The organism is Empedobacter brevis NBRC 14943 = ATCC 43319 (assembly GCF_000382425.1).
In the GTDB taxonomy this organism is placed as follows: Bacteria; Bacteroidota; Bacteroidia; order Flavobacteriales; family Weeksellaceae; genus Empedobacter; species Empedobacter brevis.
In genome coordinates, this window is record NZ_KB908307.1 from 32,025 (window position 1) to 44,773 (window position 12,749).

Annotated in this window: 10 protein-coding genes; 3 read left to right on the top strand and 7 right to left on the bottom strand. The window is 32.3% G+C overall.

All coding sequences use genetic code 11. The annotated features are described in order from the left end of the window. Window positions 1-2 precede the first annotated feature (2 nt). Window positions 3-1,037, bottom strand: coding sequence for an alpha/beta hydrolase (locus H277_RS0117660; RefSeq protein WP_019976957.1), 1,035 nt, complete (start codon window positions 1,035-1,037; stop codon window positions 3-5). Between the two features lie 90 nt (window positions 1,038-1,127). Here H277_RS0117660 and H277_RS0117665 point away from each other — a divergent pair, with 90 nt between their 5' ends. Beyond that, window positions 1,128-1,850: a YqjF family protein gene (locus tag H277_RS0117665; RefSeq protein WP_019976958.1), complete on the top strand. Its 723-nt coding sequence runs from the start codon at window positions 1,128-1,130 to the stop codon at window positions 1,848-1,850. Window positions 1,851-1,853: 3 nt separating this feature from the next. On the opposite strand, the gene H277_RS0117670 is transcribed toward H277_RS0117665, so the two are convergent. The 4 genes from H277_RS0117670 to H277_RS0117685 form a co-directional block, all read right to left on the bottom strand. Continuing rightward, window positions 1,854-2,336, bottom strand: coding sequence for a GNAT family N-acetyltransferase (locus tag H277_RS0117670; RefSeq protein ID WP_019976959.1), 483 nt, complete (start codon window positions 2,334-2,336; stop codon window positions 1,854-1,856). A gap of 79 nt (window positions 2,337-2,415) precedes the next feature. Further along, entirely contained in the window at window positions 2,416-3,609 is a 1,194-nt protein-coding gene (gene mnmA / locus H277_RS0117675) for a tRNA 2-thiouridine(34) synthase MnmA (protein WP_019976960.1), read from the bottom strand. A 59-nt stretch (window positions 3,610-3,668) separates the two neighbouring features. Next, window positions 3,669-4,991, bottom strand: a complete 1,323-nt coding sequence (locus tag H277_RS0117680; RefSeq protein WP_019976961.1) for a Na+/H+ antiporter NhaC family protein — start codon at window positions 4,989-4,991, stop codon at window positions 3,669-3,671. 165 nt (window positions 4,992-5,156) lie between these two features. After that, on the bottom strand, window positions 5,157-6,023 hold the full coding sequence (locus tag H277_RS0117685) for a cupin-like domain-containing protein (RefSeq protein WP_019976962.1): 867 nt from the start codon (window positions 6,021-6,023) through the stop codon (window positions 5,157-5,159). A gap of 222 nt (window positions 6,024-6,245) precedes the next feature. Here H277_RS0117685 and H277_RS0117690 point away from each other — a divergent pair, with 222 nt between their 5' ends. Then, the gene (locus H277_RS0117690) at window positions 6,246-8,483 is read left to right on the top strand and encodes an OmpA family protein (RefSeq protein WP_019976963.1); all 2,238 of its coding nucleotides are present in this window, start codon (window positions 6,246-6,248) and stop codon (window positions 8,481-8,483) included. 56 nt (window positions 8,484-8,539) lie between these two features. Here the strand turns inward: H277_RS0117690 and H277_RS0117695 are convergent, their stop codons facing one another. Both H277_RS0117695 and H277_RS0117700 read right to left on the bottom strand, forming a co-directional pair. Then, window positions 8,540-9,745 carry an RsmB/NOP family class I SAM-dependent RNA methyltransferase gene (locus tag H277_RS0117695; RefSeq protein WP_019976964.1) on the bottom strand — a complete coding sequence of 402 codons (1,206 nt, stop codon included), beginning with the start codon at window positions 9,743-9,745 and terminating at the stop codon, window positions 8,540-8,542. A gap of 63 nt (window positions 9,746-9,808) precedes the next feature. Next, complete coding sequence (locus H277_RS0117700) at window positions 9,809-10,225, bottom strand: acyl-CoA thioesterase (protein WP_019976965.1); 417 nt, start codon at window positions 10,223-10,225, stop codon at window positions 9,809-9,811. Between the two features lie 365 nt (window positions 10,226-10,590). Here H277_RS0117700 and H277_RS0117705 point away from each other — a divergent pair, with 365 nt between their 5' ends. Further along, the gene (locus H277_RS0117705) at window positions 10,591-12,723 is read left to right on the top strand and encodes a Tex family protein (protein WP_019976966.1); all 2,133 of its coding nucleotides are present in this window, start codon (window positions 10,591-10,593) and stop codon (window positions 12,721-12,723) included. Window positions 12,724-12,749: the final 26 nt, after the last annotated feature.

The window sequence follows — 12,749 nt, forward strand, 5'->3', positions numbered from 1 at the left end:
TGTTATTTTGCTAACTTAAATTTTTTCAGAATTGTAATAAACTTAGGATTTGTAATATAATCTCTAAACTCGTGTGTAGGTTGTCCCGAAAAATCGGTTTCTTCCAGAAATGTATAATTTTTTGAAAGTTCATCAAACAATTCTTTTTTGTAACCGAAATCTGTTGCGATTAAACTTCCTGATAAAAAACCTGTCTTTCCTTTACCTAGCACATAGTCTGTCGTATTAATGGTAATATGCATGCGTTGCAATTGTGGGGTAAATATTTTTAATTGATCCGTGTCTGTTGTAAAATCTAATTTTCCTATTGCAGGCGCTAGCATAATACTGTATATTTTGTTGTTATTTTCTAACAAAGCTTCAGCATTTGTAAAATCGACATGATGCGCATTTTGTGCTCGTTTAATCTCACTTTCTCTAAACGATGGATTCACTAAAGCACTCAATACCACTGAAGCACCACGACTATGTGAAATCAAATAAATTTCTTTATTATGAATAACATTCAGAATTCTACGGAGCCCAAAAACCCCGGCCATTTGGCTATTCGTTGTCGCACTTACCCAGACTTTTGCAGCTCCAAAAAGACTCTCATTTACTAAACCATCCCAATAGAAATTCAATACCTCATCTTTCGACGTATTAATATTTATATAGCTACGTGCTTTGTTGTAATTTTTCAAGCTAAACAGGTAATCATTGTCAATACCGTGCACAAAAATGATAATACGTTTCTTATTTTTAACTCTTTTTTCAATATTCTTTAAACGAAGGTCTTCGTAAGTGATTAATTGATTCTGGAAATTATTTTCTGTTGCAATTTTCATTAAAGAATAATCTCTACGACTTGCATTTTTAGGAGGTTTTCCGTAAGACTTTAACCAATTGTCCGGATAAAAATTTCCGTTTTGATCTACGAATGAACTTGTCGTATTCGGTTGGATAAAATTATTGGGATTCTGAGAAGTTGGTACATTATGAATTGCCGCACATGATGTAAGCAAACTAATCAAAACAATATAAAACAAGTTCTTCATCTGATAAAAATTGGTATGCGAATTAACTACAATTTTCTTTATTTTACAATAGATTTTGTACCTTCAACCATAAGTTTAACAAGGTTTTAAGTGAAATATAGCATCAAACAAATTTTAGCAGAAACAAATCATCGGGATTGGGAATATCCGGCTAAACAATGGCGTTACTACCAAGAATGGAATAAAGCGTTATTTTTTCATTATAAAATTGATTCCTTCCTTTTACGAAAATTTGTCCCAAAAGATTTAGAAATTGATGAAATAAATGGTTCTGCCTGGATTTCTCTTGTTGCTTTTACAATGGAAAAAATTCGTCCTCATTTTCTACCAGCATTTCCTCCTATCTCTGATTTTGATGAAATAAATTTGAGAACGTATGTGATAAAAGATCAAAAACCCGGAGTATATTTTTTATCGATTGAAGCCGAAAAATTACTTTCTGTTCTAATTGCTAAATCACTTTCGGGATTACCTTACGAAAAATCCCGTATCAAACGTACAGAGAATTCTTATCAGGCAACTTATCCCAAACGAAATTTTTCACTTTTGGCTGACTTTGAGATTGGGACGGAAGTTACACATAAAACGGATTTGGATTTATTTTTAACCGAACGTTATTGTTTGTATTTTGGTAAAAACAATCAGTTGTTTCGTTATGAAATTCAACATTTACCATGGAAAATTAATCAACTTGAATTAGATTTTTTGAAAATTAATTATCAAATTAATGACCTACAAATCGCTTCAAATCCTGATTTAATTCACTACTCTGAAGGTGTTCAGGTTCTTGCCTGGAACAAAGAAAAACTGTAAAGCCTACAATTTTTTCTTCAACAAGTGCTGCATGCCGTTATGCCATTCACGTTGTGAACCATCATCTACATATCCCACTTTTAAATACAAGTCATAAGCTGATTTATTTTTAAAATTAACCGCTAAGACAAGCTCATTGATTGTGGGAAAATTTTCTTTTACAAAACCATCAACCAAACTCATCGCCTCTTTTCCATAGCCATTTCCTTGATAAACCGGATTAATCGATAATGAACGTACCAATAATGAGTTTTCATTTTTTGTTAACTCTAATCTATCATCTCCATAATCTAAAACAAAAAAACCTATTGGTTTTTCATTTAATAAGATTGTAACAGGCTTTGCTCCTCCATCTATCCTTTCTTTTAATCGCTCAAAAGTCTGAACAGGTAAGGCTGTAAAATGCATTTGATCTTCAGGTAATGTATAGTTGATCAACGCTTGATGATGTGTTGGCTCTGTATGTTTTAGTTGAATTTTATTCATAGCTTGTAATCAAACTTAAATGTACAAAAAAACGCTCAAGAAAACCTTGAGCGTTTAAAATATAATGACAACTATAATTTTAGTTATTGATCACTCCAGAACCTAAAAGTTCCTCATTCACATACCAAGCACAGAATTGACCTTCTGTAATTGCAGATTGAGGTTTTTCAAATTCGACATACATTCCGCTTTCTGCTTTATGCAAAGTTGCTTTTTGTAATGGTTGACGGTAACGAATACGCGCCATAATCTCCATTGTTTCATCTGTTTTTAAAGCTAGATCTTCACGAATCCAATGTACTTCTTCTTCTTTTATAAACAACGCTTTCTTCAATAATCCCTGGTGTTCTGTTCCCTGACCTGTATAAATAACATTTGTCTCAACATCCGTATCGATAATAAACAACGGCTCTACTTTTCCTCCGACACCTAAACCTTTACGTTGTCCTCGTGTAAAATAATGAGCTCCCTGGTGTTTTCCTACAATATTTCCATCTTCTTGCTTATAAGAAAATCCTTTCGCTTCAAAATCTAATGCTTCATATTTATTTGAAAATGTAGGTAATTGACGTTTATAACCTTTCCATTCCTTTTCAATTTCTACAATCACACCTTCTTTAGGCTTTAATTGTTGCTGCAAAAATTCAGGTAAACTAACTTTTCCAATAAAACATAACCCTTGCGAGTCCTTTTTATTTGCTGTAACCAACCCTTGTTCTTGTGCAATTCTGCGTACTTCAGGTTTTTCTATATCTCCAATAGGAAACAATGCTTTGCTTAATTGGTCTTGTGATAATTGACACAAGAAATAAGATTGATCTTTATTGTTATCATTTCCTTTTAACAATTGAAAAATTTCATTTCCATTCTCATCTATTGTAGAAGTTTTTCGTGCATAGTGTCCCGTTGCAACATAATCTGCCCCAAGTTCTAAAGCTGTTTTTAAAAACAAATCGAACTTGATTTCTCTGTTACACAATACATCAGGATTTGGTGTTCTTCCTTGTTCATATTCATTGAACATATAATCTACAATACGTTCTTTATACGAATCAGACATGTCTATTACCTGAAAAGGAATATCTAATTTTTTAGCAACCAACAAAGCGTCTGCACTATCTTCTATCCATGGACATTCATCCTCCAAAGTTACCGATGCATCGTTCCAATTACGCATAAATAATCCGATCACATCATACCCTTGCTCTTTTAGCAAATAGGCTGTAACACTTGAATCTACTCCTCCAGAAAGTCCTACGACAACTCTTTTCATCTTAAAAAATTTCAGTCTACAAAGTTATAAAATAATATTTGACGAATGAATACCATAGATCAATCTATTTTTTTAGATGATTTCGGTTGAAAAAATAAAATAAAAATTAAGGTACAAATCCCTGTCAAAAACGGGTAGTATAAATTAGAAAGAACATCTATGGAAGACACTTTTGTAACACTTGACACAGCATTCGCAGCAGCTACAGCAGCCAAAACCTGTGCACCATAAGGTAAAATACCTTGTACAAAACATGAAACCGTATCCAAAATACTCGCTACACGTTTTCCTTCCAAATCATGATGATCCGAAATGTCTTTTGCTATCTTTCCGCAAATTAAAATTGTGATGGTATTATTTGCCAAACAAGCATTTGCTAGGGCCGTAAGCGAAGCAATACTTATTTCAGCCTGACGTTTTGTTTTGATATTTTTAGTCAGATGATAAATAATAAAATCCAGTCCTCCATTCAAGCGGATAATTCCGACAATTCCTCCTATCACCAAACAAATAATACTTAACTCAAACATTCCTTTGAACCCTTCATTAATGGAAGAAACCAACTCTAACATTGAAGCACCGGAATAAAACAAACCAATTCCAAGAAACGATAGAATTCCTACAATTAAAGCCCAAATAACATTGATACCAGACATTGCTATTCCGAAAACTAACAAATAAGGTAAAACTAAAATCAAATCAAAGTCTAGCTGTTTTCCTTGGAAATTGGTTGTGTCAAAATGTTGAGAAAGTGAAAAATATATAATTGCCGAAACAATAGCTGCCGGAACTACTATTCGAAAATTCGTTTTAAATTTAGATTTCATGCTTACTTCTTGCGTGCGGGTTGCAGCAATTGTCGTATCTGAAATAAACGATAAATTATCCCCAAACATTGCTCCTCCTACTACAGCCCCTAATAAAATGGGCATCGATCCGGGAATCATTTTATCCATTTGTACGGCAATCGGAGCTACCGTGACAATTGTACCAACTGAAGTTCCTAAAGCTGTCGAAATAAAACATGACAACAAAAAGAATCCTGATACAATGAAGGAAGCTGGAAGATAATTCAAAAATAAATTAACGGTTGATTCTACAGCTCCAATTGTAGAACCTAAGCTTCCGAAAGCTCCTGCGAGAAGAAAAATTAAAATCATCAACACAATTGTTTCTTCTCCTGCATTCTTACAAAATGCTTCTGCTTTCGTATTAAACGAAATTTTAGGGAATTGAACAAAAGCAATTACCAATGCCAACATGAATACAACTAATGCCGGAACGGAATAAAAATCGTTCAAATAAGTAGAGGCAGAAAAATAGACAAGAATGAAAATAATCAAGGGCAATAAAGCCCAAAAATTTCCTTTTTTTACAATCATATTATCAAAAATTCAGAAAAATATTCTGCAAATATCTTTTGAAATTTTATAACATGAAAATGAAATATTTATTGATTTATAAGTTTTTAAGTTGAGAGAATAAAAAAAGGAACATCTTTCATAAGACATTCCTTGATTTAGAAAATTATTCTAAAAATGTTCTTTTTATTGTGCAATTAATTTATTCGTTTTTGTAATTGCTCGCTTATTTTTTTCATCAATCCAATCCTGACCTTTCAGTTTACGCATCACATTATCATACGTACGCATCAAAAAGATATTATAAATTGCTTCGGATAGATTTTTTGGTTTATGTGCCAACGAACGTAAACTCATTGAAAAACCCGGTGTCAGATATTTCATATAATGCCACCAACCTTCGGGCATATACAACATTTCTCCGTGTTTTAAATCTGCAACCATTGGATTGATATTTTTCAATGCCGGCCATTTGTCAAAATCAGGGTGATCAAAATCAATATCTTCTCTACAAATCACAGAATGAGGTATTTTATACATGTATTTTGTATCCTCAGGCGGCACTATAATGCATCGTTTTTCTCCTGCAAAATGAAAATGCAAAATATTGGCTAAATCAATATCATAATGCATAAAAACATTTGATCCCTCTCCTCCAAAAAATAACATCGGCATCGATTTGAAAAGATTCAATCCCAAATCAGGCATTTTATAATCTTGCTGCAACTGTGGAACCTGGCTCATCAAATTGTATAAAAATATACGCAAATCTGTTGGTTGGCTCTGTAGCAAATCTACATATTCGGACATTTTCATTTTAGCAACCGGTTCATTTACCTTTTTGGTATAATCTACGGGATCGTTATTATATAAAGGGACAACCTTGTCTCCTGCTACTTGTTTTATATACTCAAAATTCCATTTCTCATAAGCAGGCCAATCTTCTGTAATCCGCTCTACTACAACTGGTTTTTGAGGTTTAACGTAATATTTCTGAAAATCTTTTGCAGAAATACTTTCTACTCTTTCAACTTCTGTGAAATTAAAATTCATCTTTTATGTAAAATAAAGTGCAAATTTACTTAACTTTTTTGTTAAATCTGAATTTAGCAATTATCAAACCAATCTTTTTTAATTTACAGCAATTAGTTGATTTGATTTTAAATGTTCTACGCTTTTTTAAGTTTCTCTTTTGACTTTATAAAAATTTTATGATTAAACTCTATTCGATAATTCTTTCATTATCTTTACATTGATAAATTTGAAAACAAAAATTTGAAAACAAAACGTCTATATTTTTCAATCATTTTCATTGTACTCAATGTATTTTGTTTTGGACAGCAGATCTTTCCATATCTGGAATTAAAGAATGATGAAGATTTCGAAAAAATAGAAGCCGTTTATCTTGAGAATACCTATCGTTTTCATCATCTGTTAGGAAACTTAAACAGTTCTTTTCATTTTACAAATCGTTCAAATGATGAAGTGTCTGCTAAATTTATTTATCCTTACCACGCTTCACAAAATGTCTACGAATTAAAAGCTTTTGTAAATGAGAAGGTTTTTGAAATCAACTCTAAATCAATCGCAGAAATTCGAAAAGATTTAAAAAATATTGATGCTTCTACGATTTTTAAAAACCAAAAAAACAATCAGGTTTTACAATTAGATTTAGGAAAAATACCCGCAAATGCAATAATTAGAATTCAATTGAGCGTTTCGAAAATCATCGAAGAAAATGACCTCTATTACCAACTTTATTTTCCTGAATTCATTATTAAACGAACTGAATCTTTCAGTCAAATTCATCGTTGGAATATGAAATTAAATGGTTTTCCTAAAAAAATAAGTTCGGAAATTCATCTTTCAGGAAACTTCCCGATTTCTGAAATTGGATCAGATTTGAAATTTTCAAAGGAGAGTAATACCAACTATTCAGCAAAAAATTCAGATCATCAACTCCCTGCGATTCGCTATTCATATAGTAAAAATGTGCTTCAAACAGGAATTGAAACATTTACAGAAAATGGTTGTGATTACATTTTAGGGACAATAGAACCATCAAAAAATGCAACAGCATATAATGCTCCGCGAGAATTCTTGTTTGTATTAGATGCTTCCGGCTCGATGATGAATCAACCCATTGAAACAATTAAGCAGCTAATAAATCAACTTCTTCCGAATTTGCATTCGACAGATAAATTTAATCTCTTGATTTATTCCACAAAAAATGAATTATTGTTTAAAGAATCGCAGTTTCCAACCAAAGAAAATATAGCATTTGCTTTAGAAAAAATCAATTCTCATTTTGGGAATGGTGAAAAACTATTGGATGAAGCCATTGAACAAATTCAGAAAAATCCTTTCGATAAAAACTATAAACGAGTGATTGCTATTATTTCTGATGGAAAAATGAATTTAAATGAAACCGTCTACAATGCTTTTCGAAATTATTCGAAAGATGCTCAATTTATAACACTAGGAATTGGGCGAGAACTGGATTATCAGGCAATGAATTTTATCAGCTTAGCAACCGGAACACTTCCCATTACTGTAAATGATTCGAAAGAATTTAATCAAAAAATCAAACAATTTCAACACGCTGTATTGAATACTTCCATTTATCATTTGAAAGTTCAATCCTCTCAAATTAATCTCCACGAAACGTTTCCAAAAAATTTCAACACCTATTTAGCACAAAGTTCTGTCAGCTTTGTTTCACGTGATTGTAATCGCCGTTATCCAAAAAAAATAGAAATAATAGGAAATCAATCAACTCAAAATTTCATTCAACACTTCGACATTAAACAACCTCAACAAAATAATGAATTTTTAGAGGCAATCAAATTTTATTGGGCGAAACAAAAGATAGATTACCTACTGAAAGATGAACAACGGTGTGGCGAAATGTGTAAGAAAGATGGACGATATAGAAAAGAAATTGAAAAAATAGGAACAGCATTTAATCTCTCAACACCTTATAATTTATTCATTCAGAAAGGAAATTCAGAAAATTTCAACAATGATTATGATACCGATGGCGACGGTGTAATGGATTTGGAAGATGACTGTCCATATGTGAAAGGAAATCGTTTTGGAAATGGCTGCCCGGAAGAAAATTTAATACCCCAAAAGATTGGAAATTATGTTCAGGACTATTCCAATTATTTGATGGAAACCGTCGAATTTGATTTTGACAAAGATGAAATTCGTGCAGTTGATTTTCAAAAATTAAATCAAATCATTGCAATTATGGAACGAAACCCAACATTAAACTTTATAATCGAAGGGCATACTGATGCCGTTGGAACTGATTATTATAATTTAGATTTATCAGAACGACGAGCAAATGCTGTTTTAAATTATTTAGTTAAAAAAGGATTGGATAAAAATCGATTTATCATTCTTGGGAAGGGTTTTTCTGATTTGAAACACCAAGAGTGTAATCCTGCAACCAATTGTATTGATTGGAAAAATTTTGAAAATAGACGCGTGAGATTTAAAATAAGATAAATTATTTCACAAAAAAGACCAGGTTTTTACCTGGTCTTTTTTATATAAATTATTTTTTAAGCAATTCTTTCAATCAAAGCCATATAAAACCCGTCATAATTTGTTTGAGACGGATAATGCATTTTATCAGAGATCATTTTATAGTTGGGATGATTTGCCAAGAATTTTTCTACTTGTTGTTCATTTTCTTGCGGTAAAATAGAACAAGTCGCATACACCATCAATCCGCCAACTTTTATAATTTTAGAATAATCGGCTAATATTTTCTCTTGGGTCGCTAAAATTTCGTCTATAAACTGAGGTTGCAGCTTCCATTTCGCATCAGGATTACGTTTTAAAACGCCCATTCCAGAACATGGTGCATCGATTAACAAACGATCTGCAGAGTTCTCCATACGTTTGATTGTCTTTGCTTCAATTATTTTGGTTTGTACATTCTGAACATTGTTACGTTTAGCACGGCGTTTCAATTCTTTCAATTTCCATTCGAACAAATCCATCGCAATAATTTGGCCTTTGTTTTCCATCAAAGAAGCCAAATGCAACGTTTTCCCTCCGGCTCCGGCACATGCATCAACTACACGCATTCCCGGCTGAACACGTAAGTATGGAGCAATCAACTGAGAACCTGCATCCTGAACTTCGAACCAACCATTCTGAAACTCATCTGTTCTAAAAATGTTCGTTTTCTCTTCAAGTTCTAAAGCATCTTGGTATTTAGATAAAACTTTCGTTTTTATTCTTCTTTCTTTTAACGCTTTTTGTAATGTCTTACGATCTGTTTTTAATGTATTTACACGTAAAACTGTAGGCGCTTGCGAATTCATCGCATGCACTTCATCTAACCAACGGTTTCCTAAAGACTTCTCCCCTAACTCGAACATCCAATCCGGATAAGATTCTGCTACAGCTACTTTTTTCGAAGATTGGTGATGTCTTTTTAAAACTTCCTTCGGATAGATTTTTTGAAATTCTTCCCATTTAGGCAACGTTTGTTCAGGATCTAAAGCAAACCAAGTCCCTACAAATTCCCAAATAGACTCAGGAGAAAGCGGACGGCTCATAGCCCCTTCAACCAAACGTTTCCAACGAACCAAATCGTAAACCGTTTCGGCAATAAATGCACGATCACGTGCGCCCCATTGCTTATTCGATTTCAATGTTCGCTCAACTTCTTTATCTGCATATTTTCCTTCGAAGAAAATTTGTTGCAATGTGTCGGTAATGCCGACAAATAAATTTTTATATGGTAAAATCTTCATAACTCGATGCAAATTTACAAAGACTTAAATGATTAGCGTAATAATTTTTTTTGAAGTTTACATCTACTGAAAGATTTCTTTGATCTTTTCCGGAACTTCAACTACTTTATTTTTTTGATAATTGAAAGTCACAATACCTGTTTTAGCTTTGGCTATTAATTTATCCTCTGTCGAGATTTTATAAAAAATATCAAAACTGACACGTGAAAAATCTTGAATTCCAATTTCTATTAATAAATGATCGCCATAAAATGCCTGATTTTTATACTCTATCGCTACATCACCCATTATCACACTTACGCCTGCAAAGTCTAGTTCAGAATAACCATAATACTGGAAAAATTGTATACGTGCTTCATGCAAAATAGACAATACTTTATCGTTCGCTAAATGATTGCCATAATTAAGATCCTTTATGCGTACTGGTATTATTGTTGAAAATAAAAATTCACCACAAAAGTTTAATTTTATACGAGCCATTATGCAGTATTTATTTTGACTCAAAGATATGAAAGTTGTTGAAAAAAAAACGGGTTTAAGCTCCTCAGCTTAAACCCAATTGATTTTTAAAAAAACTTACACTAGTAAGTATAAATTTAACATTAAAAAAAATCAATCTTACTCTCTACTACCTGAGGTCAAATTTAGAAATAATTTAATAAATACCAAAATATTTTAGAAAATTTTTATTTATTTTTTTTATTTAAAACAAGACCCTTATTATTTTTTCAGAAATTTAAAGAAATCCATGATTTATTTCAAACTATAAATACGACCTATATAAATAAAACTTGTTATTTTTTATATCTGCTAAAAATAGTAATTTGCAACTCCAAACATTTAACATGAATTTGATCCAATATATTCATCAACATCTTAATTCTATTTCAGAAAAATCGATCAACAATACTGTAAATTGTCTGAAAGAAGATAACACTATACCCTTTATTGCAAGATATAGAAAAGAGCTAACTGGAAATTTAGATGAAGTTCAAATTTCTGCTATCAAAAAACTACAATTTCAGTATGAAGAAATTGTCTCTCGAAAAGAATTTATTTTAAAAACTTTGCATGAACAAGATCAATTGACAAATGAATTGCAGCAGCGTATTCAGAAAAGTTTTGATTTGGTTCAATTAGAGGATTTATACCTTCCATACAAAAAGAAGAAAAAGACTCGGGCTACAATTGCTAAAGAAAAAGGTCTGGAGCCTTTGGCTAAAATCATTATGAAGCAGAATAATATTACTGATTTAGAAGATTTAGCAAAGAAATATTTAAATCAAGATGTTACAAGTATCGAAGATGCTTTTGCTGGCGTACAAGATATTATTGCTGAATGGATAAATGAAAATGAATATGTTCGCCACAGATTGAGAGATCTTTTCAGAAAATCAGCATTAATTGAAAGTAAAATTGTAAAAACAAAAAGCGGAGAAGAAGATGCACAAAAATTTTCGAACTATTTTGACTACAATGAACCACTCAAAAAGATTGCGTCTCATCGACTTTTAGCCATTTTACGTGGTGAGAACGAAGGTTTTTTAAAAGTAAATGTAACCATTGACAAAAAGGAAGCTTTCAAGTTTCTTGAATATACCTTGATAAAATCTATTCAACCTGAAGTCTCATGGATGATTGAGGAAGCAATAAAAGATGCATACAAGCGCCTTTTGGCTCCTTCTATTTCCAATGAAGTTTTAAAAGAAGCAAAACAGAAAGCAGATGAAACCTCTATTCATGTTTTCTCGAAAAATCTAAATCAATTACTTTTAGCTCCTCCTTTAGGAGAAAAAAGAATTTTGGCAATAGATCCCGGATACAAATCTGGATGTAAAGTTGTTGTTTTGGATGAACAAGGAGATTTGTTACACAATGAAAATATTTATCCACATGCTCCCCAAAACGAAAAAGGACAAGCAATCAAAAAATTAAAATCGATTGTGAATGCTTATCAAGTAGATGCCATCTCTATAGGGAATGGAACTGCTTCACGCGAAACAGAGAACTTGGTTCAAAACATTGCGTTCGATCGGCCATTAAAAGTTTTTGTGGTCAACGAAGCCGGAGCTTCAATATACTCTGCCTCTAAAATTGCCCGTGATGAATTTCCCGATAAAGATGTTACTGTTCGTGGAGCCGTTTCTATAGGTCGTCGTTTGCAGGATCCTTTAGCAGAATTGGTTAAAATCGAACCAAAATCAATCGGAGTTGGTCAGTATCAACACGATGTCGATCAAACTTTGTTGAAAAGCGAATTAGACGATGTGGTTTCTTTCTGTGTAAACAAAGTAGGTGTCAATCTAAACACAGCAAGCAAACATTTGTTGAACTATGTGGCCGGAATCGGTGAAAAAATAGCAGAAAATATTGTCGATTATCGCACCGAAAATGGGGCTTTTAATTCGAGAAAAGAATTGTTAAAAGTTCCTCGCTTGGGAGAAAAAGCATTTTTACAAGCTTCTGCATTTTTGCGAATTCCAAATGCAAAAAATCCGTTGGATAATTCTGCCGTTCACCCTGAGTCGTATGCAATTGTTGAAAAAATGGCAAAAGATTTAAATGTTGAGTTGAAAGATATGATTCAAAATAAAGAATTAATCAACCAGCTTGATTTGAATCAGTACATTTCGGAAAAAGTGGGTTTACCAACTTTAGAAGACATCAAAAAGGAATTGGAAAAGCCCGGTTTAGATCCTCGTTCTACAGCCAAAGTTTTTAGCTTTGATTCAAGATTGAAAAAATTTGAAGATTTACAACTTGGAATGAAAGTTCCTGGAATTATCAATAATATTACCAATTTTGGTTGTTTTGTCGATATTGGAATTAAAGAAAATGGCTTGATTCATATTTCCAAGATTTCGAATGAATTTATTTCGGATGTCAATTCAAAAGTTCATTTGAGCCAACAAATTGAAGTAACTGTCATTGGTATTGATACAGAAAAACGAAAGATCCAATTATCTTTGATTGATTAATCATAAATAAAAAAGCCGCAATAAGC

Bases quoted from the DNA above. Each gene is read 5' to 3' on its own strand.
- H277_RS0117660 (WP_019976957.1), bottom strand. From the start codon at position 1,037: ATGAAGAACTTGTTTTATATTGTTTTGATTAGTTTGCTTACATCATGT.
- H277_RS0117670 (WP_019976959.1), bottom strand. From the start codon at position 2,336: ATGAATAAAATTCAACTAAAACATACAGAGCCAACACATCATCAAGCG.
- mnmA (WP_019976960.1), bottom strand. From the start codon at position 3,609: ATGAAAAGAGTTGTCGTAGGACTTTCTGGAGGAGTAGATTCAAGTGTT.
- H277_RS0117680 (WP_019976961.1), bottom strand. From the start codon at position 4,991: ATGATTGTAAAAAAAGGAAATTTTTGGGCTTTATTGCCCTTGATTATT.
- H277_RS0117685 (WP_019976962.1), bottom strand. From the start codon at position 6,023: ATGAATTTTAATTTCACAGAAGTTGAAAGAGTAGAAAGTATTTCTGCA.
- H277_RS0117695 (WP_019976964.1), bottom strand. From the start codon at position 9,745: ATGAAGATTTTACCATATAAAAATTTATTTGTCGGCATTACCGACACA.
- H277_RS0117700 (WP_019976965.1), bottom strand. From the start codon at position 10,225: ATGGCTCGTATAAAATTAAACTTTTGTGGTGAATTTTTATTTTCAACA.
- H277_RS0117705 (WP_019976966.1), top strand. From the start codon at position 10,591: ATGAATTTGATCCAATATATTCATCAACATCTTAATTCTATTTCAGAA.